The sequence below is a fragment of the Enterobacter sp. NFIX59 genome (assembly GCF_900113755.1).
Classification (GTDB): Bacteria; Pseudomonadota; Gammaproteobacteria; order Enterobacterales; family Enterobacteriaceae; genus Enterobacter; species Enterobacter pseudoroggenkampii.
Map to the genome: position 1 here is coordinate 468,294 of NZ_FOQN01000003.1, position 26,369 is coordinate 494,662.

Genomic DNA, 26,369 nt, shown 5'->3' on the forward strand with positions numbered 1-26,369 from the left:
CAACAGAAGGATCGCTGACGTGCGCCCGATTATCGTTCTACTGATGGCCTGGTGCCTCAGCATGGGGGCGTACGCAGCGACAGCCCCCGACGCCAAACAGATAACCCAGGAACTGGAGCAGGCAAAAGCGGCCAAACCCGCTCAGCCAGAGACCGTCGAGTCGCTCCAGGCTGCCCTGAACGCGCTTGAGGAGCGGAAAGGCTCGCTTGAGCGCGCTCAGCAGTATCAGCAGGTTATCGACAACTTTCCCAAACTCTCCCAGACGCTGCGCGCGCAGCTCAATAATCTGCGTGACGAACCGCGCGATGTGCCGGCAGGCATGACCTCCGACGCGCTGAACCAGGAGATCCTGCAGGTCAGCAGCCAGCTTCTGGAAAAGAGCCGCCTTGCTCAGCAGGAGCAGGAGCGAGCGCGTGAAATTGCCGACTCCCTCAGCCAGCTTCCGCAGCAGCAAACCGACGCCCGTCGCCAGCTTAATGAAGTTGAGCGCCGCGTGGGTACGCAAAACGGCAACACGCCACAGGCGCAGGCCCAAAATCTGGGCCTGCAGGCAGAATCGGCTCGCCTGAAGGCCCTTGTCGATGAACTGGAGCTGGCGCAGCTTTCCGCCAATAACCGCCAGGAGCTGTCGCGAATGCGCTCTGAACTCGCTCAGAAGCAGAGCGAGCAGCTGGACGCTTACCTTCAGGCCCTGCGCAATCAGCTCAACAGTCAGCGCCAGCGTGAAGCGGAGCGTGCGCTGGAAAGTACCGAGCTGCTGGCGGAAAACAGCGATAACCTGCCTTCCGGCATCGTCCAGCAGTTTAAGGTCAACCGTGAGCTTTCTGCCGCGCTGAATCAGCAGGCGCAGCGTATGGATCTGGTTGCCTCGCAGCAGCGTCAGGCGACCAATCAAACCTTGCAGGTTCGTCAGGCGTTAAACACCCTGCGCGAGCAGTCCCAGTGGCTCGGGTCATCAAACCTGCTGGGCGAAGCGTTGCGTGCCCAGGTCGCGCGCCTGCCGGAAATGCCCAAGCCGCAGCAGCTGGATACCGAGATGGCCCAGCTGCGCGTTCAGCGCCTGCACTTTGAAGATCTCCTCAATAAGCAGCCGCAAATCCGCCAGATCCGTCAGGCTGATGGACAGCCGCTGACCAGCGAGCAAAACCGTATTCTGGAAGCCCAGTTGCGTACCCAGCGTGAACTGCTGAACTCTCTGCTGCAGGGCGGGGATACGCTGATTCTGGAGCTGACCAAGCTGAAGGTTTCTAACAGCCAGCTGGAAGATGCGCTGAAAGAGGTGAACGAGGCGACGCACCGTTATCTCTTCTGGACGTCCGACGTGCGTCCGATGACCTTCTCGTGGCCGATTGAGATTGTCCAGGACCTGCGCCGCCTGATTTCACTGGATACTTTCAGCCAGCTGGGACAGGCCAGCGTGATGATGTTCACCAGCAAAGAGACCATTTTCCCGCTGCTGGGGGCGTTGATTCTGGTGGGCTTCAGCATTTACTCGCGCAGACATTTCACCCGTTTCCTCGAGCGTTCCAGCTCCAGGGTCGGGAAAGTTACCCAGGATCACTTCTGGCTGACGTTGCGCACCGTATTCTGGTCGATTCTTGTCGCCTCTCCGCTGCCGGTGTTGTGGATGACCCTGGGCTATGGCCTGCGGGAAGCCTGGCCCTATCCGCTCGCAGTAGCGATTGGTGATGGCGTCACCGCCACGGTGCCGCTGCTGTGGGTGGTGATGATATGCGCCACCTTCGCGCGCCCCAATGGCCTGTTCATCACCCACTTTGGCTGGCCGCGTAATCGCGTTGCGCGCGCCATGCGTTACTACCTGATGAGCATCGGGCTGATTGTGCCGCTGATTATGGCGCTGATCATGTTCGATAATCTCAACGACCGGGAATTCTCAGGCTCGCTGGGCCGCCTCTGCTTTATGCTGATATGCGGGGCGCTAGCCATCGTCACGCTCAGCCTGAAACGCGCGGGTATTCCGCTCTATCTGGATAAATCCGGCAGCGGCGACAACATGTTCAACCGGCTGCTCTGGAACCTGCTGCTTAGCGCGCCGCTGTTTGCAATGCTGGCAGCCGCGGTGGGCTATCTGGCAACCGCGCAGGCGCTGCTGGCGAGGCTGGAAACCTCGGTGGCCATCTGGTTCCTGCTTCTGGTGGTGTACCACGTGATCCGCCGCTGGATGCTGATCCAGCGCCGCCGTCTGGCGTTTGACCGTGCCAAGCACCGCCGGGCGGAGATCCTCGCCCAGCGCGCGCGGGGTGAGGAAGAGCCAAACCACGTCAACAGTACGGAAGGCACAACGGAAGCGGACGAGGTCGAGCTGGATCTGGATGCCATCAGTACCCAGTCCCTGCGCCTGGTTCGTTCCATCCTGATGCTGATTGCCCTCCTCTCGGTCATCTTCCTGTGGTCGGAGATCCACTCCGCGTTTGGCTTCCTGGAGAACATCTCGCTGTGGGACGTGACCTCCACGGTGCAGGGTGTTGAAAGCCTGGAGCCGATTACCCTGGGGGCGGTACTGATTGCCATTCTGGTGCTGATCATCACCACCCAGCTGGTGCGCAACTTCCCGGCGCTGCTGGAGCTGGCGCTGCTGCAGCATCTGGATTTAACGCCGGGTACGGGCTATGCGATCACGACCATTACCAAGTATCTGATCATGCTGTTTGGCGGGCTGGTTGGCTTCTCGATGATCGGTATTGAGTGGTCGAAGCTCCAGTGGCTGGTGGCAGCGCTCGGTGTAGGGTTAGGTTTTGGTTTACAGGAGATCTTCGCCAACTTCATCTCCGGCCTGATCATTCTGTTCGAAAAACCGATCCGTATTGGCGATACCGTCACGATCCGCGATCTGACCGGCAGCATCACGAAGATCAACACCCGTGCAACGACGATCAGCGACTGGGATCGGAAAGAGATCATCGTGCCAAACAAGGCGTTTATCACCGAGCAGTTCATCAACTGGTCGCTGTCAGACTCCGTTACCCGTGTGGTGCTGACGGTGCCGGCACCGTCGGACGCCAACAGCGAAGAGGTTACCCAGATCCTCTACACCGCCGCTGAGCGCTGCTCGCTGGTGATCGACAACCCGGCGCCGGAAGTCTTCCTTGTGGATTTACAGCAGGGGATCCAGATTTTCGAGCTGCGTATCTACGCCGCCGAAATGGGACACCGTATGCCGCTGCGCCATGAGATCCACCAGCTGATTCTGGCGGGCTTCCGCGAGCACGGTATTGATATGCCGTTCCCACCGTTCCAGATGCGTCTGGAAAGCCTGGACGGGCGTAAAACGGGAAGAACGCTGACGTCAGCGGCGCGTACGCGCCCGGCGGGCAGTTTATAACGCGTCTCCCCTCCCTTTCGGGAGGGGACTATTCCCGCTACGCCACTTCTGCGACGTATGCCATCGCGCGTCGACGGTAATTCTCATAAATCCCCATCGCCAGCAGCGAGAAGAAGATAGGGCCGCCCACCATCCACAGCGCGCTGTTCCAGTCGTTCGCCTCAATTACCGGCTGGATAATGGTGAAGATGTTCGCAAACGCCACCACCAGCACCACCACCGTGGTGGCCAGCAGCGTAGCCGCGCGGGTTTTAAAAATCACAAACGGACGTTCAAGATCCTGCTTCGCCTTAAAGAACGGGAACGCCAGGGTCAGGAACAGGTACGGTAGCGTCATCGACACGTTCGCCATCAGGGTCAGCTTGTTGTAAAACGCAGACGCCGTATCGCCGCCAAATGACACCAGCAGAATGAACACGCACACCAGCACACACTGCATCCACATGGCGTTGGCAGGCATGCCTGCGGTGTTCAGCTGGGTCATACTCGCAGGCCACAGCGCTTTTGGCGTACCCTGAATAATCGCTTTCAGCGGCGAATAGATCAGCGTGAAGAATGCGCCGGTATAGGCCAGGAACATCGACAGGCCGGTAATACGCGCGAACCAGACCCCCATTACCGATGCCGCCTCGGGACTCAGGTTCATCGCCTGCCCCAGCGTCATCCCCAGGCTTTTCATCAGCACATAGGTGATGTTGCCAAGGTTAGTGGTGTTGTTGCTCAGCACCTGCTGCCAGTTGGTGCTGACGCCCCAGAGAAAAATCGCCAGCGAATAGCCGATGGAAATCACGATGGCGGCAAAAATAATGCCTTTCGCAAAGTTCTTTTCCGGGTTTTCCGTCTTATCAACCAGGCCGCCTACGGCTTCAATACCGCCGTAAGCGAAGATGGCAAACACCACGAAGGAGAGCATGGCGAGCCCGGACTGGTAGCCCGGATTCGGCGAGAAGGCAAAGTTAACCTCCTGCGCGAAGTGACCACCGTTCAGGCACAGGATAGCGATGCTCACCAGCAGCAGCACCAGGTTCAATCCCATCACCGAAATCCCGCCCACGGCGGTAATCCGGGCAATTTTATTGATGCCTTTAGACGCCACCAGCGTCACGACAACCATCCAGCATACCGCCAGAATCCCGACGACCTGCGTGGAGCTCAGCCCGGCCAAAGACCAGACCTGCGTTTTATCGGCGCCGAAAAGAAACGTTGAGAACGGCACCCAGACTTTGGCCGCCGTACTCACCATCCAGACGACGTAGGATGAAAACCACATAAACGTGCCGATAAACGCATAGCGCGGCCCGACGCTGTTATTCATCCATGAGTAGATCCCGCCCTCTTCTTTCCGGTAAGCCGAGCCCATCTCCGCCATCATCAGCGCAAACGGGATAAAGAAGAACAGAGCAGAAACGATATAAAACGGCGTCGCGCTGTAGCCCATCAGATAGAACGCTGACGGGCTGTTGGCAAAGCCAAAGACTGAGGTAAATATCATCAGGATGAGCCCGGTGAGGGTCATCTTTTTGAGTGACTGGGACATAGAACCATCCGAAAAGGAATTAAACTGCGCGGATGGTAGCAGAAGACCAGACAGATATTGTGGCTATGCGGGGCAAATTAAGAAAAAGACCCGTGTATAGGGAATGTGGCAGTTTTTAATGTTGTCGTGCTGAAATGGAAAGGTTAATTGACAGGAATAGTAGGCCGGGTAAGCGCAGCGCCACCCGGCATTTTATTAGGCGCGATCGACCGTAAAGGCAATCACATCGCCAAGCTGCTCTGCGCCCAGGGCCAGCATGACCAGACGGTCAACACCCAGCGCCACGCCGGAGCAATCCGGCAGACCTGCTTTCAATGCTTCAAGCAGATTAACATCAATAGGCTGCTGCGGCAGACCGCGCGCGGCGCGCTTGCGGTTATCCTGCTCGAAGCGCTGCGCCTGCTCGCGGGCGTCGGTCAGTTCATGGAAGCCGTTCGCCAGCTCGATGCCTTTGTAATAGACCTCAAAACGCTCTGCGACACGATGATCTTCGGTACTGATCTGCGCCAGTGAGGCCTGGCTTGCCGGGAAGTGATAAACAAACGTCGGACGGTCTTTGCCAATCTGCGGTTCCACGCCGAAGGTGAACAGCAGCTGCAGCAGCGTGTCGCGATCCTCTTCGGTATCCGCCACGTTGCTCAGATCCAGTTTTGCCGCCACTTCGCGCAGCTGGGTTTTGTCCGCCGACAGCGGATCGATTTCCAGATGGCGCTGGAAAGCCTGCTGATAGGAAAGGGTTTCGGCTTCCGAGCAGTCCAGGACCTGCTGCAGCAGATCGTCCACCTCATTCATCAGGCGGTACATATCATAATGCGGGCGGTACCACTCCAGCATGGTGAATTCCGGGTTGTGGTGACGACCCATCTCTTCATTACGGAAACTGCGGCACAGCTGATAGACCGGACCACACCCCGCTGCCAGCAGGCGTTTCATGTGGTATTCCGGGCTGGTCATCAGATACAAATTCATGCCCTGAGAGTGGCCGGGGCCAACAAAACGGGTTTCAAACGGGACCAGATGAATATCCGTTACCGTTGCCTGACTCATGCACGGGGTTTCCACCTCCAAGACGCCGCGGTCGGCAAAGAAACGGCGGATCTCCGCCATAATTGCAGCGCGTTTTAACAGATTAGGGATGGATGCGCTCGGCTGCCAGGTGGCCGTTTCGCTCATGAGTTGTTCTCCGATTTCAGACAAGGGCACGAAGTCTACTCGTTAGCCGGGGCAGAGACAAATTTTGTGCAGTAAAAAAGCGCATTTCATTTAGGTGAACAATTGCGTGACGTATTTCATCAATCTTCATGATAAATCGCCTGACAGAACAGCAAAAAAATCGAACACGTCAAATTTCCCTGACATCTACACGGTTATACTGTTTTACCCATAAAGGAGCAGTGGAAACGCTTTCGCAATCGTCCTTTTGGACGGGTGAACTACCTTTAGTTTGTCGCGTTGCGAAATAACAAAAATCTGGAGGAATGTCGTGCAAACTTTTCAAGCCGATCTTGCCGTAATAGGCGCTGGCGGGGCTGGATTACGTGCTGCGATTGCTGCAGCACAAGCTAATCCCAACGCTAAAATCGCATTGATTTCAAAAGTCTATCCAATGCGTAGTCACACAGTGGCAGCAGAAGGAGGGTCCGCCGCCGTTGCGCAGGATCATGACAGCTTTGAATACCATTTCCACGACACGGTTGCAGGGGGCGACTGGCTTTGCGAACAGGATGTCGTTGACTACTTTGTGCACCATTGTCCAACGGAGATGACCCAGCTTGAACAGTGGGGATGTCCATGGAGCCGCCGTCCGGACGGCAGCGTCAACGTTCGCCGCTTCGGCGGCATGAAGATCGAACGCACCTGGTTCGCCGCCGATAAGACCGGCTTCCACATGCTGCACACCCTGTTCCAGACCTCCCTTCAGTTCCCACAAATCCAGCGCTTCGATGAACATTTCGTCCTCGACATTCTGGTGGATGATGGACAGGCGCGCGGCCTGGTGGCGATGAACATGATGGAAGGCACGCTCGTCCAGATCCGCGCCAATGCGGTGGTGATGGCGACGGGCGGTGCGGGTCGCGTTTATCGTTATAACACCAACGGCGGCATCGTTACCGGCGACGGTATGGGCATGGCGCTCAGCCACGGCGTGCCGCTGCGCGATATGGAATTCGTGCAGTATCACCCAACCGGCCTGCCGGGCTCCGGCATTCTGATGACGGAAGGCTGCCGCGGTGAAGGCGGTATTCTGGTCAATAAAAACGGCTATCGCTATCTGCAGGATTACGGCATGGGCCCGGAAACCCCGCTCGGCGAGCCGAAGAACAAATACATGGAGCTCGGCCCGCGTGACAAAGTCTCTCAGGCTTTCTGGCACGAGTGGCGCAAAGGCAACACCATCTCCACGCCGCGCGGCGATGTAGTCTATCTCGACCTGCGTCATCTGGGCGAGAAGAAGCTGCTGGAACGTCTGCCGTTCATCTGCGAGCTGGCGAAAGCCTACGTTGGCGTGGATCCGGTTAAAGAGCCGATCCCGGTGCGTCCAACCGCGCACTACACCATGGGCGGTATCGAAACCGATCAGCAGTGCGAAACCCGCATTAAAGGGCTGTTCGCCGTCGGCGAATGTTCTTCCGTTGGCCTGCACGGCGCTAACCGTCTCGGGTCTAACTCGCTGGCAGAGCTGGTTGTCTTTGGCCGCATGGCGGGCGAGCGCGCAATGGAGCGTGCGGCAACCGCAGGTGAAGCCAACGGTGCCGCGCTGGATGCGCAGGTCGCAGACGTTGAAAAACGCCTGAAAGATCTGGTGAACCAGGAGGGTAACGAGAACTGGTCTAAGATCCGCGACGAGATGGGCCTGTCGATGGAAGAAGGCTGCGGTATCTACCGTACCCCTGAGCTGATGCAAAAAACCGTCGACAAGCTGGCGGAACTGCAGGAGCGCTTCAAGCGCGTGCGCATCACCGACACCTCCAGCGTATTCAACACCGACCTGCTCTACACCATCGAGCTGGGCCACGGTCTGAACGTCGCGGAATGTATGGCGCACTCTGCGCTGGCGCGCAAAGAGTCGCGTGGGGCCCACCAGCGTCTGGACGAAGGCTGTACCGAACGTGACGACGTCAATTTCCTGAAACACACTCTCGCCTGGCGCGATGCGGATGGCACCACACGTCTGGACTACAGCGACGTGAAAATCACCACGCTGCCGCCGGCAAAACGCGTGTACGGTGCAGAAGCAGAAGCCGCCGAGAAGAAGGAGAAGGCGAATGGCTGAGATGCAAAAAATGAAAGTTGAAGTGGTGCGCTACAATCCGGAAGTGGACGCCGCACCGCACAGCGCTTTCTATGAAGTGCCTTATGACGAGCAAACCTCCCTGCTGGACGCGCTCGGCTATATCAAAGACAACCTGGCGCCAGACCTGAGCTACCGCTGGTCCTGCCGCATGGCGATCTGCGGCTCCTGCGGCATGATGGTCAACAAGGTGCCGAAGCTGGCCTGTAAGACCTTCCTGCGCGAGTACACTAAAGGTATTAAGGTCGAAGCGCTGGGCAACTTCCCGATTGAACGCGATCTGGTGGTCGATATGACCCACTTTATCGAAAGCCTGGAAGCCATTAAGCCGTACATCATTGGTAACCCACGCACGCCGGATCAGGGGCCAAACACCCAGACCCCGGCGCAGATGGCGAAATATCATCAGTTCTCCGGCTGCATCAACTGCGGTCTTTGCTACGCCGCCTGTCCACAGTTTGGCCTGAACAAGGAGTTCATCGGCCCGGCCGCCATTACCCTGGCGCACCGCTATAACGAGGACAGCCGCGACCACGGCAAAAAAGAACGTATGGCGCAGCTTAACAGCCAGAACGGCGTCTGGAGCTGTACCTTTGTGGGCTACTGCTCCGAAGTCTGTCCGAAGCACGTCGACCCGGCCGCCGCTATTCAGCAGGGTAAAGTGGAAAGCTCGAAAGACTTTCTTATCGCTACCCTGAAACCACGCTAAGGAGTGCATGATGACGACTAAACGCAAAGCCTATGTGCGGCCAATGCCGTCCACCTGGTGGAAAAACCTGCCGTTTTATCGCTTCTATATGCTGCGTGAAGGCACGGCGGTACCGGCGGTCTGGTTCAGCCTAGAGCTGATGTACGGCGTTTTTGCCCTCAAGCACGGTCCGGAAACCTGGGCCAGCTTCGTCGGTTTCCTGCAAAACCCGATCATCGTTGTGCTGAACCTGATCGTGCTCGCGGCCGCGCTGCTTCATACCAAAACGTGGTTTGAACTGGCGCCAAAAGCGGCGAACATCATCGTTAAAGACGAAAAAATGGGGCCAGAGCCGGTGATTAAAGGGCTCTGGGCGGTGACGATTCTGGTCACTGTGGTCATTCTGTTTGTCGCACTGTTCTGGTAAGGAGGCACCTGTGATCAATCCAAATCCAAAACGTTCTGACGAGCCGGTCTTCTGGGGCCTGTTTGGCGCAGGCGGCATGTGGAGCGCCATCATCGCCCCCGTCATCATCCTGCTGGTCGGCATTATGCTGCCGCTGGGGCTGTTCCCGGGCGATGCGCTGAGCTACGAGCGCGTACTGGCGTTCGCGGGCAGCTTTATCGGTCGCGTGTTCATCTTCCTGATGATCGTCCTGCCGCTGTGGTGTGGTCTGCACCGTATTCACCATGCGATGCATGACCTGAAAATCCATGTCCCGAGCGGTAAATGGGTGTTCTACGGTCTGGCGACCATCCTGACCGTGGTGACGCTGATTGCCGTGGTCACCATCTGACGCTTCTGGCCCGCCATCCGGCGGGCCTTTTATTTCTGCATCTTTCCCACCAGCCACTGGGCAAACTCGCGCATTGCGGGCGTTTCTGTCCGTGACTGTAGTCTTGTGAGCCAGTAGCTGCCGAGGTCAATCTGCGTTGTAAACGGCTGCACGATGCGCTCGCTGCTGAGTAAATGGGCAAACATGTCGACAGGCGCAATGGCAATCCCGACGCCTGCCTGGGCCGCTTCCAGCATGGTCACGGACGAGTCAAACACCATCACCCGGTGCGTCGGCGAGGGAGGATGTTCACCCGCTGCCTGCATCCACTCAGCCCACTCGTCGCGTCGGTAGGAGCGCAGCAGGGTAAACTTCAGGATATCTGCCGGGCTTTTCAGGCAAGAGGCAATATCGGGTGTACAGAGCGCAGACAGCGGCGCGGCGCAAAGAAATTCAGCATCGGTTCCATGCCACGCGCCGCCACCGTAGCGAATGGTGTAATCAAGCCCTTCAGCCGCCGGATCGACGCGATTGTTATGGGTGGAAATCTGAAGATCAATATGCGGATAGCAGCGGCGAAAGTCCGCGAGCTCTGAGAATAAAACACCCGTGGCAAAGGTCCCTACCACACCTATTTTGAGCTTCTCCTGAGCACGCTGGCTGGCAAAGCGATCCAACATTCCGGCGATACGATCGAACGAGTCATTCAGCACCGGCAGCAAATTCTCGCCTTCGGTGGTCAACATCAGCCCGCGCGAAACGCGGACAAACAGCTGGCAATTAAGGTGCTGCTCCAGCGCCTTTACGTGCTGGCTAATCGCGGAATGAGTGACGTTCAGCTCGATAGCGGCATGCGTAAAACTAAGGTGCCTGGCAGCAGCTTCAAACGCCCGCAGGGAATTAAGAGGAAGATAGCTGCGCGTCATAGTCTCGTCCGTTAGAAAAATTAACAGCTAATGCTAAATTTAACCGTTTGTCAGCCATAGTCAAATCCAACAGACTACAGCGGTCTGACGGGCCCGGACACTCCCTTGAACCGCTATTACGGAAGATAACTGATGATGAAAAAATCCCTAAGCTGTGCCCTGCTGCTCAGCGCCTCCTTCTCAGTATTGGCTGCACCGATGTCAGAAAAACAGCTGGCTGAGGTGGTGGAACGTACCGTTACGCCGTTGATGAAAGCGCAGGCCATCCCGGGTATGGCGGTGGCGGTGATTTATCAGGGTCAGCCGCACTACTTTACCTTCGGTAAAGCCGATGTTGCGGCAAACAAACCTGTCACCCCACAAACCTTGTTCGAACTGGGCTCTATAAGTAAAACCTTCACCGGCGTACTGGGTGGCGATGCCATTGCTCGCGGTGAAATATCGCTCGGCGATCCGGTGACAAAGTACTGGCCTGAGCTGACGGGCAAGCAGTGGCAGGGGATTCGCATGCTGGATCTGGCAACCTATACCGCAGGCGGTCTGCCGTTACAGGTACCGGATGAGGTCACGGATAACGCCTCCCTGCTGCGCTTTTATCAAAACTGGCAGCCGAAGTGGAAGCCGGGCACCACGCGTCTTTATGCTAATACCAGCATTGGTCTTTTTGGCGCGCTGGCGGTCAAACCTTCCGGCATGAGTTATGAGCAGGCCATAACGGCGCGGGTCTTTAAGCCGCTCAAGCTGAACCATACGTGGATTAACGTTCCGAAAGCGGAAGAGGCGCATTACGCCTGGGGATACCGTGACGGTAAAGCGGTCCACGTTTCGCCAGGCATGCTCGACGCGGAAGCCTATGGCGTAAAAACTAACGTGAAGGATATGGCGAGCTGGGTGATGGTGAACATGAAGCCTGACTCCCTTCAGGATACTTCACTCAGGCAAGGCATTGCCCTGGCGCAGTCTCGCTACTGGCGCGTGGGGGCCATGTATCAGGGGTTAGGCTGGGAAATGCTTAACTGGCCGGTCGATGCCAAAACCGTAGTTGAAGGTAGCGACAATAAGGTGGCGCTGGCACCGCTGCCTGCGAGAGAAGTAAATCCTCCGGCACCGCCGGTTAAGGCCTCCTGGGTCCATAAAACAGGCTCTACCGGCGGATTTGGCAGCTACGTGGCCTTTATACCTGAAAAGCAGCTCGGCATTGTGATGCTGGCAAATAAAAGCTATCCGAACCCTGCACGCGTTGATGCGGCATACCGCATCCTCGATGCGCTGCAGTAAAACATTGCCGGGTGGCGGCTTCGCCTTACCCGGCCTACAAAATCCACGGTGTGACGCCGTACAAAAACCACATTTTCCTTGCCGTCATCTACACTTAACAAAAAACAGTAAGGAAACTCCTATGCGCATTTTGCCTGTTATCGCCGCGGTGACAGCCGCGTTTTTAGTGGTTGCCTGCAGTTCCCCTACCCCACCGCCTGGCGTTACCGTCGTCACGCCTTTTGATGCACAACGCTTCCTTGGAACATGGTATGAAATCGCGCGCCTCGACCACCGGTTTGAGCAGGGCTTAGAGAAGGTCACTGCGAATTACAGCCCGATGGATGATGGCGGTATTCAGGTGATCAACCGGGGCTATAACCCCGACCGGGAGATGTGGCAACAGTCGATTGGGAAAGCGTACTTCACGGGCGACCCGCGGCGGGCCGCGCTTAAAGTCTCGTTCTTTGGCCCGTTTTATGGCGGCTATAACGTGATCGCGCTCGACAGAGAGTACCGTCACGCGCTGGTCTGCGGGCCAGATCGCGACTATCTGTGGATACTCTCCCGCACGCCAACTATTTCGTCAGATATGAAACAGCAGATGCTGGACGTCGCGACCCGGCAAGGGTTTGATGTGTCAAAACTTATCTGGGTGAAACAACCCCATTAATGGGTGCTGAGCTTCAGCCCAACGATCCCGGCCACAATCAAGGCGAGGCTGGCGATACGCGCCAGACTCGCTGACTCTCCCAGCAGCAGAATGCCGGTGATAGCGGCACCCACCGCGCCAATACCCGTCCAGACGGCATAAGCCGTTCCCACAGGCAGAGAGCGCATCGCCCAGGATAACAGAACGATACTGACTATCATGGCGGTAACGGTAATGACGCTGGGCGTCAGGCGGGTAAATCCGTGGGTGTACTTGAGACCAATCGCCCATACCACTTCGAGCAGGCCAGCAATAAAAAGAATGATCCAGGACATGTCAGGCTCCTTAACTTAATACAAGTTGGGGCCGTCCCCGGTGAAAGAAATGCTTACGGGTCGTCCCGTAAGGCAGAGATTACGCCACCTATTGTGGTTAGCGTGCTATTTTTTTTCAATCATTTTTTGCTGAACACGTTAAGGCAAGAAATAGCCGCAGTATGGCGCGGAGTTCCGGCTTTTAGCACTCATCCGACTTCTCTATGATGATGTGCTTTCTGATGGCAGGAAGCCAAACCACTAGCCGACTGCGAATAAAATATGTTCAAAATTCTTTTGATTGACCGTTGTCACTTCACCCGCACGGGGTTTGAAGCATGGCTCAATCATTCCGGTTTGTTCCCGGGACACTACGTTGTGACCGGGCTGAATAATCTGTTTCTTGCCAGAGAACACATTCTGCAATGGAAACCTACGCTGGTTATTGCTGACCTGTACGGCTTCAGGCAGGACATTCACCATTTTCAGCAGCTCTCGTCCCTGCTTAACGCCAGTGAACGCTTACCGTTTATTTTGCTGCAATCGGGAGAGGACAGCGGCATGACAGACTGGCTCGGACAGTTCCCGGTGTGGTCGTCGTTGTTGAAAAACGCCAGTCTCGAAGAAGTGGCAACGGTTATCAACGACGCATTGATCTCGCGCTCATGCGCAGAAAGGCCAGCGGCGGCGGCCCCCTTGCTGACCCGGCAGGAAGAGAAAGTGCTGACATTGTGGATGGACGGCGCGAGCAATCAAAAAATTGCCGCTCACCTGAGTATCAACGGAAAAACGGTCTATACCTATAAACGCAATATCCGCATGAAATTGCATATGGATACGCGTTTTTCTCCGTTTTTATCCCTGCAGGAATCGGAAAGCTGACGGTACGAAACCCGGCTGGTCCCGTACCGTTTATTCATTACTGCTGAGCTTTTGTTGCTGCACCAGAGATTGCGCTACCACCTTCAGAAATATCCTGACCGACGCCACGCGTGGTATTACAGGCCGTTAACACTGAAGAAAGTACCAAGACTGAAAAGATCGCTGCAATTGTCTTCTTAACCATAATATCTTCCTTTTATAGCCAAAGTTGTTTTGTGTATAGCAACTTAAGAATAGACAAGATCCCGCCGGTTGACGGAAAAGGACGCATTTTTAGGAAAATTAGACGAACTTAGCTGGCGGCGTGAGAAATGATATGGCCGAGATCCTGGATGTCTTGTCCCATTCCACGCGTGGTGTTACAGCCGGAAAGCAATGCGCAGGAAAGCGCTAACAGAAGCAGAATTTTAACGGTACGTTTCATCATCCCTGCCTGCAAGAATCAGGCGCAGCGGGCGCTGCGCCTTCAATCATACGTAAATTACTTCACGCGAGATACGTATTCGCCGGAGCGGGTATCCACTTTGATCACTTCGCCAGTCTGTACGAACAGTGGCACTTTAACCACGGCGCCGGTAGACAGTTTGGCTGGTTTACCGCCGGTACCTGCGGTATCACCTTTCAGACCTGGATCGGTTTCAACGATTTCCAGTTCTACGAAGTTTGGTGGGGTCACAGCGATAGGCTGGCCGTTCCACAGGGTCACGATGCACTCAGCCTGATCCAGCAGCCATTTAGCGCTGTCACCTACCGCTTTCTCATCAGCAGACAGCTGTTCGAAAGTGGAGTTGTTCATGAAATGATAGAACTCACCGTCGTTGTACAGATAGGTCAGGTTCATATCAACAACATCAGCGCCTTCAGCGGAGTCAGTAGACTTGAAGGTTTTCTCAACACGGGTACCGGTCAGCAGACGGCGCAGCTTAACGCGTGCGAATGCCTGGCCTTTACCTGGTTTAACGAATTCGCTGGCTTCAACCGCGTACGGTTCGCCGTCCATCATGATTTTAAGACCAGCACGAAAATCGTTGCTATAGTACGTTGCCATAAGGCCCTCTAAATTTGTTAACTGGTAGCTAAGCCACAAAATGGCGCATATTGTAACCCTAAACACCCCGTCCAGAGAAGATTGGTTATCGCAACTTGCCGATGTAATCACCAGTCCTGATGAATTGCTGCGTCTTTTAGACCTCGATCAGCACCCAGAGTTGCTTGCAGGCCGCGAGGCAAAGCGCCTGTTCGCCCTGCGCGTTCCCCGCGCGTTTGTGGCGCGGATGGAGAAAGGCAATCCCGACGATCCGCTATTAAAACAAACGCTTACTTCGCAGGATGAGTTTGTCACCGCGCCGGGTTATAGCACCGATCCGCTGGAAGAGCAGAACAGCGTGGTGCCCGGTTTACTGCACAAGTATCTCAACCGCGCCCTGCTGCTGGTAAAAGGTGGCTGTGCGGTAAATTGTCGTTATTGCTTCCGTCGGCACTTCCCTTATGCCGAAAACCAGGGCAATAAACGCAACTGGCAGGTCGCGCTGGACTATATCGCCGCCCATCCGGAGCTGGATGAGATTATTTTTTCCGGCGGCGACCCGCTGATGGCAAAAGATCATGAGCTGGACTGGCTGCTGACTCAGCTTGAAGCCATCCCGCACATTAAGCGCCTGCGCATTCACAGCCGTTTACCGATTGTTATTCCGGCACGTATCACGGACGGCCTGGTGTCACGCCTGGAGCAGTCCCGATTGCAGGTGCTGCTGGTGAACCATATTAACCACGCGAACGAAATTGACGATGCGTTTCGCGCGGCGATGGCGCGACTGCGTAAAGCGGGCGTGACGCTGCTGAACCAGAGCGTGCTGCTGCGCGGCGTCAATGACAGCGCCCGCGTGCTGGCCGATCTGAGCAATGCCCTGTTTGATGCGGGCGTGATGCCCTATTACCTGCACGTGCTGGATCGCGTTCAGGGCGCGGCCCATTTCATGGTGACGGACGAAGAAGCCCGGCAGATTATGCGCGAACTGTTAACGCTGGTTTCAGGCTATATGGTGCCGAAGCTGGCACGCGAGATTGGCGGAGAGCCGAGCAAGACGCCGCTGGATTTGCAGCTGCGGCAGCACTAAAAAGGCAGGTGGCGCTACGCTTACCTGCCCTACGGGGTCCGGGCGCAGCGCCATCAGCAAGTTAACTCAGTTTGGGCACTTGTAGACCTGGCCGCTCATCTGGCTGGCGGTCGGCACGAAGCTGGACAGCATACTCTGCGTTGGGCTGCTCACGCCGTAAATCACGTTGCCACCCATTGCCGCAGCCTGGTTACGCAGGGCATTCGCCGCACCGCGCATAGAGCCACCTTCTTCGCCATGCTGACCAGACATCCAGTTGCTTTGCTCACCGGTTGCCGTGCCTAACAGCTGGCATTCACTGCCTGGCTTATCTTCCACAAAGCGAACACCCTGGCCCGCTGCCGACAGCTCATTGCTGGAGCTACAACCCGCCAGCAGCAATGCTGCCCCTACAATCCCTGCACAGACTTTTACGCGCATGTTATTCCTCGTTTTCAATAAGCTGGACAGTAGTTGTCCGTGTGTAAATCTTATACCTAAAAGATGACCAAAAGAAAAACCCCCGAGCATTTCTGCCCGGGGGTTTTTCACATTCTACGACGTAGAGCGCACGATTACATCATGCCGCCCATCCCGCCCATGCCGCCCATACCAGCAGCACCTAAGTCAGGCGCATCGCCTTTTGGCAGGTCGGTCACCATGCACTCGGTGGTGATCATCAGACCAGCAACAGAGGCCGCATACTGCAGAGCAGAACGGGTTACTTTAGTTGGGTCCAGGATACCGAAGTCGATCATATTGCCGTATTCTTCGGTTGCCGCGTTGTAACCGTAGTTACCTTCGCCCGCTTTAACGTTGTTCGCCACAACAGATGGCTCTTCACCGGCGTTGGACACGATCTGACGCAGAGGCGCTTCCATTGCGCGCAGCGCAACTTTGATACCCACGTTCTGATCTTCGTTCTGAGCGGTCAGGCCAGCCAGTTTAGCGGCCACGCGCACCAGCGCAACGCCACCACCCGCAACCACGCCTTCTTCTACCGCAGCACGGGTCGCGTGCAGGGCATCGTCAACGCGTGCTTTTTTCTCTTTCATTTCAACTTCGGTCGCCGCACCGACTTTAATTACCGCAACGCCGCCAGCCAGTTTCGCTACGCGCTCCTGCAGTTTTTCACGGTCGTAATCGGAAGTCGCTTCTTCGATCTGCTTACGGATCTGACCCACGCGGCCCTGAATAGCGGCTTCTTCACCCACGCCATCGATGATGGTGGTGGTGTCTTTGTTGATCACAACGCGTTTCGCCTGGCCCAGGTCTTCCAGGGTCGCTTTTTCCAGCTCCATACCGATCTCTTCAGAGATCACGGTACCGCCGGTCAGAGTAGCGATATCCTGCAGCATCGCTTTACGGCGATCGCCGAAGCCAGGTGCTTTAACAGCAGCCACTTTCACGATGCCGCGCATGGTGTTAACCACCAGAGTTGCCAGCGCTTCGCCTTCAACGTCTTCAGCGATGATAACCAGCGGTTTGCCTGCTTTAGCAACGGCTTCCAGCACTGGCAGCATTTCGCGGATGTTGGAGATTTTCTTGTCAGCCAGCAGGATGAACGGGCTTTCCAGCTCAACAGCGCCAGTCTCTGGCTTGTTGATGAAGTATGGGGACAGGTAACCGCGGTCGAACTGCATACCTTCAACCACGTCCAGTTCGTCTTCCAGACCGGTACCGTCTTCAACGGTGATCACGCCTTCTTTACCGACTTTATCCATCGCTTCTGCGATCAGTTTACCTACGGTTTCGTCGGAGTTAGCGGAGATGGTACCAACCTGAGCAATGGCTTTAGAGTCAGAGCACGGTACGGACAGCGCTTTCAGTTCTTCAACAGCGGAGGCGACAGCTTTGTCGATACCACGTTTCAGATCCATTGGGTTCATGCCCGCAGCAACGGCTTTCAGACCTTCAGTGATGATAGCCTGCGCCAGAACGGTCGCGGTGGTGGTACCGTCGCCTGCAGCGTCGTTCGCTTTAGAGGCAACTTCTTTCACCATCTGCGCGCCCATGTTTTCGAACTTGTCTTCCAGCTCGATTTCACGTGCTACAGAAACACCATCTTTGGTGATGGTTGGCGCGCCGAAGGATTTATCCAGCACTACGTTACGGCCTTTCGGGCCCAGGGTCACTTTAACTGCATCTGCCAGTACGTTTACGCCGCGGAGCATTTTTACACGAGCGTCGTTACCGAATTTTACGTCTTTAGCTGCCATGTTCTTATTTCCTCAAATTCTCGTGCGTAAATTACGCTTCAACAATTGCCAGAATGTCGCTCTCGGACATGATCAACACTTCTTCATTGTCGATCTTCTCGGATTTCACGCCGTAGCCATCGTTGAAAATTACGATGTCACCAACTTTAACGTCCAGCGGCTGCACAGTTCCGTTTTCCAGGATGCGGCCCTTACCGACAGCGATGATTTCGCCACGCGTTGATTTGGCTGCTGCAGAACCGGTCAGAACGATGCCGCCAGCAGACTTGGTTTCAACTTCTTTACGTTTGACGATCACACGATCATGTAACGGACGAATACTCATTGATAGCTCTCCTTTGAGAAAGTCATTATCAGTTATGGATGACGCCGGCCCGCAAGCGGTTTTCCGACTAGTGCCCTGAGAGATGGGGATAGCTTTTTACCCCTTCAAGGGGGAGTTGAAAAAAAAATTTGCGAAAGTGTTACCATCGCCTCTCTTTTGGTACTGGCAGGGCGATGTCAATGAGTGGACTCAAGCAGGAGTTAGGGCTGGCGCAGGGCGTTGGCCTGCTCTCAACCTCCTTGTTAGGTACGGGCGTGTTTGCCGTACCGGCACTGGCGGCGCTGGTCGCGGGAAATAATAGCCTGTGGGCGTGGCCAGCGCTGATTGTACTGGTTTTCCCGATAGCCATTGTGTTTGCCATCCTGGGGAGGCATTTCCCCAGCGCGGGCGGCGTGGCGCACTTTGTCGGTCTGGCCTTTGGGCCGCGGCTGCAGCGTGTCACCGGCTGGCTGTTTCTCTCCGTCATTCCGGTTGGCCTTCCTGCGGCATTGCATATTGCGACCGGCTTTGGTCAGGCGCTGTTTGGCTGGCATAACGAGCAGTTATTGCTGGCCGAGTTGGGCACGCTGGCTATCGTCTGGTGGGTAGGCTCTCGCGGGGCCCGCTCCAGCGCCAACCTGCAGACGCTGGTTGCGGTGCTGATTGTCGCGCTCGTTGCCGCTATCTGGTGGGCGGGCGATATCACAATCAAGGAAATTCCCTTCCCGGCGGTGACAGACGTCGATCATTCACAGCTTTTCGCCGCGCTCTCCGTCATGTTCTGGTGTTTTGTGGGTCTGGAAGCCTTTGCCCATCTTGCCTCTGAATTTAAGCAGCCTGAGCGCGATTTCCCCCGGGCGCTGATGATAGGCCTGCTGCTGGCAGGCACGGTCTACTGGGCGTGTACCGTGCTGGTGTTGCACTTCCACGCGTTCGGCGCGGATCTCGCCGCCGCGGCATCGCTGCCGGGTATCGTGGTTAATCTGTTTGGTGTGAAGGCGCTGTGGATCGCCTGCGTCATCGGCTATCTGGCCTGTTTTGCCAGCCTCAACATTTATATCCAGAGCTTTGCCCGGCTGGTGTGGTCGCAGGCGCTCGACAAACCTGAGAATCGCCTCGCGCGCCTGTCTAAACGCCAGCTTCCGCTGAATGCCCTGAATGCCGTGCTGAGCTGCTGCGTGTTGAGCACGCTGTGTATTTACGCACTGAAGATCAATCTGGACGCGCTGATAGTCTACGCCAACGGTATTTTCATTATGATCTACCTGCTGTGCATGCTGGCGGGATGTCGTTTGCTGCAAGGTCGCTATAAAACACTGGCGGTCATCGGGGGTGGGCTTTGCCTGCTGTTGCTGGCGATGGTGGGATGGAAGAGTCTGTACGCGATTGTCATGCTGGCAGGACTGTGGCTGTTTTTACCGAAGCGCGATGCGCACCAGTAGCGCCCGGTAAGCGAAGCGCCACCGGGCAAATCTATCACCGATCGTCTTTATGGTCTAAACGGTCGTGCTGTTCATCTTTACGCTGATATTCCCCTTCAAAGGTATCGCCTGGCCCGGTGCTGAACCCACCGCCAGGCATACGGTTAAAGCGCAGATGCGGCAGCAGCTTCATGGTCAGGTGCTTTTGCACCGGCGGCAGAAGCAGCAGGAGGCCGAGGAAGTCGGTGAAGAACCCCGGCAGGATCAGCAGCAGCCCCGCAATAATCAGCGATACGCTTTTGATCATCTCCGCTGCCGGGCTTTCGCCTGCGGCCATCTTCTCCTGCATTAACAGGAAATTTTTGAAACCCTGATTACGCACCAGCGACATGCCGATGACGGAGGTGAAAATCACCAGAATCAGCGTCAGCAGGACGCCCAGGACATGAGCAACCTGGATGAAAATGGAAATCTCAATGTAAACATAGAGAAAGAAAGCAATAAACGGTATCCAGCGCACTGGCATCTCCTGTGTGGCAAGGGCCGGCGGGCCCCTGTCTGAATGTGTTCGCGACGCGCGTTTGTATGAGATGGTGACGGTTAGCGAAAATTCAATCAGTTTGCACGGATATTTTTTTTGGAAATATTAAAGCGGTGACCCATTTCACAGATTAATAATTATCATGGAATCGGCTCGATAATAAGTGATCCAGCTTACGGCAATTCGCTATCATCAGCATATGATCTCGAACATCTGGCTGATTGAGGGAATAATCGTCGGCCAGAAAATATTCAAAACCACATAAATACTGTGTGTTTAGTACAATCCATCGGCAGCTTGAAAAGAAGGTTCACATGTTAAACAACATTCGTATCGAAGAAGACTTGTTGGGTACCAGGGAAGTTCCAGCGGATGCCTACTACGGTGTTCACACTCTGAGAGCGATTGAAAACTTCTACATCAGCAACAGCAAAATCAGCGACATCCCTGAGTTTGTCCGTGGCATGGTGATGGTGAAGAAAGCCGCAGCCCTGGCCAACAAAGAGCTGCAAACCATTCCTAAAAGCGCGGCAAATGCGATTATCGCAGCCTGCGATGAAGTGCTGAACAACGGCAAATGCATGGACCAGTTCCCGGTTGACGTCTATCAGGGCGGCGCGGGCACCTCCGTCAACATGAATACCAACGAAGTACTGGCAAACATTGGCCTGGAGCTGATGGGTCACCAGAAAGGTGAATACCAGTACCTGAACCCGAACGACCACGTTAATAAATGCCAGTCCACCAACGACGCTTACCCTACCGGCTTCCGTATCGCGGTGTATGCCTCTGTAGTGAAACTGGTGGATGCGATCAACCAACTGGGTGATGGCTTCCAGCGTAAAGCGGTTGAGTTCCAGGACATCCTGAAAATGGGTCGTACCCAGCTGCAGGACGCGGTGCCGATGACCCTCGGCCAGGAATTCCACGCGTTTAACGTGCTGCTTAACGAAGAGACCAAAAACCTGCTGCGCACCTCCGAGCTGCTGCTGGAAGTGAACCTGGGCGCAACCGCCATCGGTACGCGTCTGAACACCCCGGATGGTTATCAGCAGCTGGCGGTACAGAAGCTGGCTGAAGTCTCTAACCTGCCGGTTGTGCCTGCAGAAGACCTGATTGAAGCGACCTCCGACTGCGGCGCCTACGTCATGGTACACAGCGCGCTGAAACGTCTGGCAGTGAAACTGTCCAAAATCTGTAACGACCTGCGCCTGCTCTCTTCCGGTCCGCGCGCTGGCCTGAACGAAATCAACCTGCCAGAGCTGCAGGCGGGTTCGTCCATCATGCCGGCCAAGGTGAACCCGGTTGTGCCAGAAGTGGTGAATCAGGTTTGCTTCAAAGTCATCGGTAACGATACAACCGTGACCATGGCCTCTGAAGCGGGTCAGCTGCAGTTGAACGTGATGGAGCCAGTGATTGGCCAGGCGATGTTTGAATCTATCCACATCCTGACCAACGCCTGCTACAACCTGCTGGAAAAATGCATTAACGGCATCACAGCGAATAAAGAAGTCTGTGAGGGTTATGTCTATAACTCCATCGGGATCGTCACCTACCTCAACCCGTTCATCGGTCACCACAACGGTGACATCGTCGGTAAGATTTGCGCCGAAACCGGTAAGAGCGTACGTGAAGTGGTGCTGGAGCGCGGGCTGTTGACCGAAGCGGAGCTGGACGATATCTTCTCGGCCCAGAACCTGATGCACCCGGCATATAAAGCAAAACGATATACCGATGAAAGCGAACAGTAACCGTTCAGGCTAGGCTTCTTAAGGCACGTCACTTGTGACGTGCCTTTTTTCTTTTTAGGCGTTACCGAAATACAACAATTCAATATCAACTTGTTAATAAGCAAGGAAGGTCCTTATGTTTGGAGCAGAACTCGTCATCGTCTTGTTGGCGATTTATTTGGGAGCAAGACTCGGGGGTATCGGCATCGGTTTTGCTGGTGGTCTCGGGGTGCTCGTTCTTACCCTTATCTTTCAGATTAAACCCGGCGCAATCCCGTTTGACGTTATCGAAATCATCATGGCCGTTATTGCCGCTATCGCCGCCATGCAGGTGGCAGGCGGTATGGACTACCTGGTGAGCCTGGCGGAGCGTATGCTGCGCCGCCATCCAAAATACATTACCTTCCTTGCCCCGCTGGTGACCTGGTTTATGACTATTCTCGCCGGTACGGGCCACACCGCCTTCTCCACGCTGCCGGTGATTACCGAAGTGGCGAAAGAGCAGGGTATCCGTCCGTCTCGTCCGCTCTCTATTGCCGTCGTCGCGTCCCAGATTGCGATTACCGCCTCGCCGATTTCCGCTGCGGTGGTCTTCTTCGCCGGTATCCTTGAGCCGATGGGCGTGAGCTACCTGACGCTGCTGGCGATCTGTATCCCGGTGACGCTGATTGCAGTGATGATTACTGCCGTGCTGTGTAACTTCCTCGGCGCTGAACTGAAAGACGATCCGGTTTATCAGGAGCGTCTGGCAAAAGGTGAAGTGAGCCTGCGCGGCAGCCAGGTCTTCGAGCTGAAGCCACATGCGAAACGCTCCGTGCTGCTGTTCCTGATTGGGATTGTCGCCGTCATGTTCTATGCGACCGCCATCAGCGATACCGTGGGCCTGATCCAGAACCCGGTCCTGCCGCGTAACGAAGCGATTGTGGTGTTCATGCTGACCATCGCAACACTGATTAGCATCACCTGTAAAATTGATACCAGCGAAGTGCTGAACGCCAGCACCTTCAAATCCGGTATGAGCGCCTGCGTGTGCGTACTGGGCGTGGCGTGGCTCGGTGATACCTTCGTGAAAGCGCACATCAGCGACATTCAGACCGTAGCAGGCGACCTGCTGCACAACTATCCGTGGCTGCTGGCGGTGGTGCTGTTCTTTGCCGCTACCCTGCTTTATTCCCAGGCGGCGACCACCAAAGCGCTGATGCCTGCGGCACTGATGCTGGGCGTTACCCCGCTGACGGCGATTGCCTCTTTCGCGGCGGTGTCTGCCCTGTTCGTTCTGCCAACCTACCCAACCCTGCTGGCGGCGGTGGAGATGGACGACACAGGCTCAACCCGTATCGGTAAGTATGTGTTTAACCACGCGTTCCTGATCCCGGGCGTGGTTGCCATTTCACTTTGCGTGATCCTCGGCTTTATCATTGGCGGCGTGGTGCTGTAAACGGTGAGTAGTTGTAAAAATAGTTAAAATCGGGCCGCTCTGCGGCCCGTTTCATTAATGACCAATCGCCTTGCGTGATATAGTGAAGACTTTCGTGATGAGGAGGTCGACTTGTGAACACGCCTGATGCTGTTGTCGTACTGTGTACCGCCCCTGATGAAGCCTCTGCCCAGGATCTCGCCGCCAAAGTGCTGGCCGAAAAGCTGGCTGCCTGCGTGACGCTCCTCCCTGGTGCCACCTCCCTTTATTACTGGGAAGGCAAGCTGGAGCAAGAGTACGAAGTTCAGATGTTGCTCAAAACTAATCTGGCGAATCAGCAGGCTCTCCTGGACTGCCTCAAATCTCATCATCCTTACCAAACCCCGGAGCTGCTGGTCCTGCCAGTGGTTCATGGCGATAACGACTATCTCTCATGGCTCAACGCTTCCTTACGCTGATCCTGCTGCTGTGCAGCACGTCAGCTTTTGCCGGGTTGTTTGACGCGCCCGGCCGTTCGAACTTCATCCCTGCCGACCAGGCTTTCGTTTTCGATTTTCAGCAAAACCAGCATGACCTTACGCTCAACTGGCAGGTGAAAGAGGGTTATTACCTCTATCGCAAGCAGGTAAGCATTACGCCTGCTCAGGCCAGCATGGGCGCTTTACAGATGCCCTCTGGCGAGTGGCATGAGGACGAGTTCTACGGCAAGAGTGAAATCTACCGCCAGCGCCTGAGCGTGCCTGTTACGGTGAATCAGGCGGATAAAGGTGCGACCCTGACGGTGACCTATCAGGGGTGCGCGGACGCGGGATTCTGCTATCCGCCTGAAACGAAGGTCGTTCCGCTCAGCGAAGTTAAGGCTGCCGCCGCTTTCTCCCCTCTCCCCTCTGGGGAGAGCGGTAAAAGTGAAGCCGCGTCAGACCTTCCGTTCTCCGCGCTGTGGGCCTTGCTGATCGGTATCGGCATTGCCTTTACGCCGTGCGTGCTGCCGATGTATCCGCTCATCTCTGGCATCGTGCTGGGCGGTAAGCAACGGCTTTCCACCGCCCGCGCCCTGCTGTTGGCCTTTATTTATGTGCAGGGCATGGCGTTGACCTACACAGCCCTTGGCCTTGTGGTTGCCGGTGCTGGGTTACAGTTCCAGGCCGCACTGCAGCATCCTTACGTCCTTATTGGCTTGTCGGTGGTGTTTATCCTGCTGGCTCTGTCGATGTTCGGCCTGTTTACCCTGCAGTTACCGTCGTCTCTGCAAACTCGCTTAACGCTAATGAGTAATCGCCAGCAGGGTGGCTCGGCGGGTGGGGTATTCGCGATGGGAGCCATCGCTGGTTTAATTTGTTCCCCTTGCACCACCGCACCGCTGAGCGCCATCCTGCTCTATATTGCCCAGAGCGGCAATCTGTGGCTTGGCGGCGGTACGCTGTACCTTTACGCGCTGGGCATGGGCCTGCCGCTGATTCTGGTCACGGTTTTCGGCAATCGACTTCTGCCGAAGAGCGGCCCGTGGATGGAGACGGTGAAAACCGCGTTTGGCTTTGTGATTCTGGCGCTGCCGGTGTTCCTCCTCGAGCGTATCATCGGCGACGTCTGGGGTTTGCGCCTGTGGGCGATGCTCGGCGTAGCATTCTTCTCCTGGGCGTTTATCGTCAGTCTGGGGGCGAAAAAAGCGTGGATGCGCCTGGTGCAAATCCTCCTGCTCGCCGCCGCGCTGGTGAGCGTGCGTCCTCTTCAGGACTGGGCGCTCGGCTCGCCGGTAGGCCAGACGCAGGCGCATCTGAACTTCATCCAGATTAAGAACGTTGATGAGCTCAACAGCGCGCTCGCACAGGCAAAAGGCAAACCGGTGATGCTCGATCTCTATGCCGACTGGTGCGTTGCCTGCAAAGAGTTTGAGAAATATACCTTTAGCGATCCGCAGGTGCAAAGCGCCCTGAAAGAGACCGTTTTGCTTCAGGCGAACGTGACCGCCAATAATGCGCAGGATAAGGCTCTGCTAAAGCAGCTTAACGTGCTCGGGCTGCCAACCATTCTGTTCTTCAATCAGCAGGGCCAGGAGCAGCCAGAACAGCGTGTAACCGGGTTTATGGATGCAGCGGCATTTAACGCGCATTTGCGCAATCGCCAACCGTAAACAACACTTTAAACGGGACAAACCGTTGGGAATAGCGGAGGAGATAACCGTGCAACGTGAAGACGTACTGGGACAAGCTCTGCAATTACTTGAGATTCAAGGGATCGCCAGCACCACGCTTGAGATGGTAGCCGACCGTATCGATTACCCCGTAGATGATCTTAAGCGCTTCTGGCCGGATAAAGAGGCGCTTGTTTATGATGCCCTGCGCTATCTCAGCCAGCAGGTTGATGTCTGGCGCAGGCAGCTGATGCTGAATGAAGAACTGACTGCGGAACAAAAGCTGCTGGCGCGCTATACCGCCCTGACGGAATGTGTCAGCAACAACCGGTACCCGGGTTGTCTGTTCATCGCCGCCTGCACTTATTTTCCCGACCCAGGCCATCCTGTCCATCAGCTGGCGGATCAGCAAAAACGGGCGGCGCATGACTTCACCCACGAGCTGCTGACCAAGCTGGAAGTGGATGATCCGGCAATGGTGGCGAAACAGATGGAGCTGGTGCTGGAGGGCTGCCTGAGCCGCATGCTGGTGAACCGTAGCCAGGCCGACGTGGATACGGCGCACCGGCTGGCGGAAGATATTCTGCGCTTTGCTCAGTGTCGTATGGGCGGGGCATTGACGTAAGTGAACCTGTTAAATTCGACGTATTCGGCGCGTAAACCGCCAGATTGCCGCAAACTTAAGCAGTTGAACAGCTTTTCCCGAAATAATGTTGACGCTAGAGCGTGATTGCGGTTTAATGCGCTCCGTTGCCCGGATAGCTCAGTCGGTAGAGCAGGGGATTGAAAATCCCCGTGTCCTTGGTTCGATTCCGAGTCCGGGCACCACTATTTAAAGAACCC

Annotated in this window: 26 protein-coding genes and 1 tRNA gene; 16 read left to right on the forward strand and 11 right to left on the reverse strand. The window is 55.8% G+C overall.

Going from position 1 to position 26,369, the window contains the following annotated elements; genetic code table 11:
* Positions 1 to 19 precede the first annotated feature (19 nt).
* Entirely contained in the window at positions 20 to 3,343 is a 3,324-nt protein-coding gene (gene mscM / locus BM007_RS14330; RefSeq protein WP_061716099.1) for a miniconductance mechanosensitive channel MscM, read from the forward strand.
* Positions 3,344 to 3,380: 37 nt separating this feature from the next.
* Here the strand turns inward: mscM and yjeM are convergent, their stop codons facing one another.
* Both yjeM and epmA read right to left on the reverse strand, forming a co-directional pair.
* A complete protein-coding gene (gene yjeM / locus BM007_RS14335; protein ID WP_090419402.1) occupies positions 3,381 to 4,880 on the reverse strand; it encodes a glutamate/gamma-aminobutyrate family transporter YjeM in 1,500 nt (499 codons plus the stop codon).
* 195 nt (positions 4,881 to 5,075) lie between these two features.
* The gene (epmA, locus tag BM007_RS14340) at positions 5,076 to 6,053 is read right to left on the reverse strand and encodes an elongation factor P--(R)-beta-lysine ligase (RefSeq protein ID WP_023310126.1); all 978 of its coding nucleotides are present in this window, start codon (positions 6,051 to 6,053) and stop codon (positions 5,076 to 5,078) included.
* Between the two features lie 310 nt (positions 6,054 to 6,363).
* Here epmA and frdA point away from each other — a divergent pair, with 310 nt between their 5' ends.
* From frdA to frdD, 4 genes are read left to right on the forward strand one after another with little or no spacing between them, the layout of a single operon-like run.
* Positions 6,364 to 8,154: a fumarate reductase (quinol) flavoprotein subunit gene (gene frdA / locus BM007_RS14345; protein ID WP_024907346.1), complete on the forward strand. Its 1,791-nt coding sequence runs from the start codon at positions 6,364 to 6,366 to the stop codon at positions 8,152 to 8,154.
* Entirely contained in the window at positions 8,147 to 8,881 is a 735-nt protein-coding gene (locus tag BM007_RS14350; RefSeq protein ID WP_023310124.1) for a succinate dehydrogenase/fumarate reductase iron-sulfur subunit, read from the forward strand. Before frdA ends, BM007_RS14350 begins: the two co-directional genes overlap by 8 nt.
* A gap of 10 nt (positions 8,882 to 8,891) precedes the next feature.
* The gene (frdC, locus tag BM007_RS14355; RefSeq protein ID WP_090419405.1) at positions 8,892 to 9,287 is read left to right on the forward strand and encodes a fumarate reductase subunit FrdC; all 396 of its coding nucleotides are present in this window, start codon (positions 8,892 to 8,894) and stop codon (positions 9,285 to 9,287) included.
* Between the two features lie 10 nt (positions 9,288 to 9,297).
* Positions 9,298 to 9,657: a fumarate reductase subunit FrdD gene (gene frdD / locus BM007_RS14360; RefSeq protein ID WP_013095272.1), complete on the forward strand. Its 360-nt coding sequence runs from the start codon at positions 9,298 to 9,300 to the stop codon at positions 9,655 to 9,657.
* 29 nt (positions 9,658 to 9,686) lie between these two features.
* On the opposite strand, the gene ampR is transcribed toward frdD, so the two are convergent.
* Positions 9,687 to 10,562 (reverse strand): LysR family transcriptional regulator AmpR, encoded by an 876-nt coding sequence (gene ampR / locus BM007_RS14365; RefSeq protein ID WP_090419406.1) that lies wholly within the window; start codon positions 10,560 to 10,562, stop codon positions 9,687 to 9,689.
* Positions 10,563 to 10,694: 132 nt separating this feature from the next.
* On the opposite strand from ampR, the gene blaACT reads away from it, so the two are divergent.
* Together blaACT and BM007_RS14375 are read left to right on the forward strand one after the other, a co-directional pair.
* Positions 10,695 to 11,840 (forward strand): ACT family cephalosporin-hydrolyzing class C beta-lactamase, encoded by a 1,146-nt coding sequence (gene blaACT / locus BM007_RS14370; RefSeq protein WP_090419409.1) that lies wholly within the window; start codon positions 10,695 to 10,697, stop codon positions 11,838 to 11,840.
* Between the two features lie 121 nt (positions 11,841 to 11,961).
* The gene (locus tag BM007_RS14375) at positions 11,962 to 12,492 is read left to right on the forward strand and encodes a lipocalin family protein (RefSeq protein WP_090419412.1); all 531 of its coding nucleotides are present in this window, start codon (positions 11,962 to 11,964) and stop codon (positions 12,490 to 12,492) included.
* Here the strand turns inward: BM007_RS14375 and sugE are convergent.
* Positions 12,489 to 12,806 (reverse strand): quaternary ammonium compound efflux SMR transporter SugE, encoded by a 318-nt coding sequence (gene sugE, locus BM007_RS14380; RefSeq protein ID WP_008502938.1) that lies wholly within the window; start codon positions 12,804 to 12,806, stop codon positions 12,489 to 12,491. The two genes, BM007_RS14375 and sugE, sit on opposite strands and share 4 nt — an antisense overlap.
* Positions 12,807 to 13,067: 261 nt before the next feature.
* On the opposite strand from sugE, the gene BM007_RS14385 reads away from it, so the two are divergent.
* Positions 13,068 to 13,667, forward strand: coding sequence for a helix-turn-helix transcriptional regulator (locus BM007_RS14385; RefSeq protein WP_024907351.1), 600 nt, complete (start codon positions 13,068 to 13,070; stop codon positions 13,665 to 13,667).
* A 37-nt stretch (positions 13,668 to 13,704) separates the two neighbouring features.
* Here the strand turns inward: BM007_RS14385 and ecnB are convergent, their stop codons facing one another.
* From ecnB to efp, 3 genes are all read right to left on the reverse strand, one after another.
* Complete coding sequence (gene ecnB / locus BM007_RS14390) at positions 13,705 to 13,851, reverse strand: lipoprotein toxin entericidin B (protein ID WP_003025482.1); 147 nt, start codon at positions 13,849 to 13,851, stop codon at positions 13,705 to 13,707.
* Between the two features lie 108 nt (positions 13,852 to 13,959).
* Complete coding sequence (locus BM007_RS14395; RefSeq protein WP_048990206.1) at positions 13,960 to 14,091, reverse strand: entericidin A/B family lipoprotein; 132 nt, start codon at positions 14,089 to 14,091, stop codon at positions 13,960 to 13,962.
* Positions 14,092 to 14,148: 57 nt separating this feature from the next.
* Positions 14,149 to 14,715, reverse strand: a complete 567-nt coding sequence (efp, locus tag BM007_RS14400; protein WP_010427766.1) for an elongation factor P — start codon at positions 14,713 to 14,715, stop codon at positions 14,149 to 14,151.
* Positions 14,716 to 14,755: 40 nt separating this feature from the next.
* Here efp and epmB point away from each other — a divergent pair, with 40 nt between their 5' ends.
* Complete coding sequence (gene epmB, locus BM007_RS14405) at positions 14,756 to 15,784, forward strand: EF-P beta-lysylation protein EpmB (RefSeq protein ID WP_049123429.1); 1,029 nt, start codon at positions 14,756 to 14,758, stop codon at positions 15,782 to 15,784.
* Between the two features lie 66 nt (positions 15,785 to 15,850).
* Here epmB and BM007_RS14410 read toward each other — a convergent pair whose 3' ends face one another.
* The 3 genes from BM007_RS14410 to BM007_RS14420 all read right to left on the reverse strand — a co-directional run bounded on the left by BM007_RS14410 (position 15,851) and on the right by BM007_RS14420 (position 18,307).
* The gene (locus BM007_RS14410) at positions 15,851 to 16,204 is read right to left on the reverse strand and encodes a DUF4156 domain-containing protein (protein WP_024907354.1); all 354 of its coding nucleotides are present in this window, start codon (positions 16,202 to 16,204) and stop codon (positions 15,851 to 15,853) included.
* A gap of 134 nt (positions 16,205 to 16,338) precedes the next feature.
* Positions 16,339 to 17,982 carry a chaperonin GroEL gene (gene groL / locus BM007_RS14415; protein WP_023310114.1) on the reverse strand — a complete coding sequence of 548 codons (1,644 nt, stop codon included), beginning with the start codon at positions 17,980 to 17,982 and terminating at the stop codon, positions 16,339 to 16,341.
* Between the two features lie 31 nt (positions 17,983 to 18,013).
* Complete coding sequence (locus BM007_RS14420) at positions 18,014 to 18,307, reverse strand: co-chaperone GroES (RefSeq protein ID WP_003855929.1); 294 nt, start codon at positions 18,305 to 18,307, stop codon at positions 18,014 to 18,016.
* Between the two features lie 179 nt (positions 18,308 to 18,486).
* Between BM007_RS14420 and yjeH the strand changes: the two genes are divergently transcribed.
* On the forward strand, positions 18,487 to 19,728 hold the full coding sequence (gene yjeH, locus BM007_RS14425; RefSeq protein ID WP_090419415.1) for an L-methionine/branched-chain amino acid transporter: 1,242 nt from the start codon (positions 18,487 to 18,489) through the stop codon (positions 19,726 to 19,728).
* 34 nt (positions 19,729 to 19,762) lie between these two features.
* Here yjeH and BM007_RS14430 read toward each other — a convergent pair whose 3' ends face one another.
* On the reverse strand, positions 19,763 to 20,227 hold the full coding sequence (locus tag BM007_RS14430) for an FxsA family protein (protein ID WP_024907356.1): 465 nt from the start codon (positions 20,225 to 20,227) through the stop codon (positions 19,763 to 19,765).
* Positions 20,228 to 20,562: 335 nt separating this feature from the next.
* Between BM007_RS14430 and aspA the strand changes: the two genes are divergently transcribed.
* The 6 genes from aspA (at position 20,563) to BM007_RS14465 (ending at position 26,354) form a co-directional block, all read left to right on the forward strand.
* On the forward strand, positions 20,563 to 21,999 hold the full coding sequence (aspA, locus tag BM007_RS14440; RefSeq protein WP_003855923.1) for an aspartate ammonia-lyase: 1,437 nt from the start codon (positions 20,563 to 20,565) through the stop codon (positions 21,997 to 21,999).
* Between the two features lie 115 nt (positions 22,000 to 22,114).
* Positions 22,115 to 23,416, forward strand: coding sequence for an anaerobic C4-dicarboxylate transporter (locus tag BM007_RS14445; RefSeq protein WP_024907357.1), 1,302 nt, complete (start codon positions 22,115 to 22,117; stop codon positions 23,414 to 23,416).
* A gap of 113 nt (positions 23,417 to 23,529) precedes the next feature.
* Complete coding sequence (gene cutA, locus BM007_RS14450; RefSeq protein WP_014168278.1) at positions 23,530 to 23,853, forward strand: divalent cation tolerance protein CutA; 324 nt, start codon at positions 23,530 to 23,532, stop codon at positions 23,851 to 23,853.
* Positions 23,829 to 25,526 carry a protein-disulfide reductase DsbD gene (locus BM007_RS14455; RefSeq protein WP_090419418.1) on the forward strand — a complete coding sequence of 566 codons (1,698 nt, stop codon included), beginning with the start codon at positions 23,829 to 23,831 and terminating at the stop codon, positions 25,524 to 25,526. The genes cutA and BM007_RS14455 overlap by 25 nt, the downstream gene beginning before the upstream one ends.
* Positions 25,527 to 25,575: 49 nt before the next feature.
* Positions 25,576 to 26,151: a transcriptional regulator gene (locus BM007_RS14460; protein ID WP_024907359.1), complete on the forward strand. Its 576-nt coding sequence runs from the start codon at positions 25,576 to 25,578 to the stop codon at positions 26,149 to 26,151.
* A gap of 127 nt (positions 26,152 to 26,278) precedes the next feature.
* Positions 26,279 to 26,354 (forward strand) — tRNA-Phe (locus tag BM007_RS14465).
* Positions 26,355 to 26,369 lie beyond the last annotated feature (15 nt).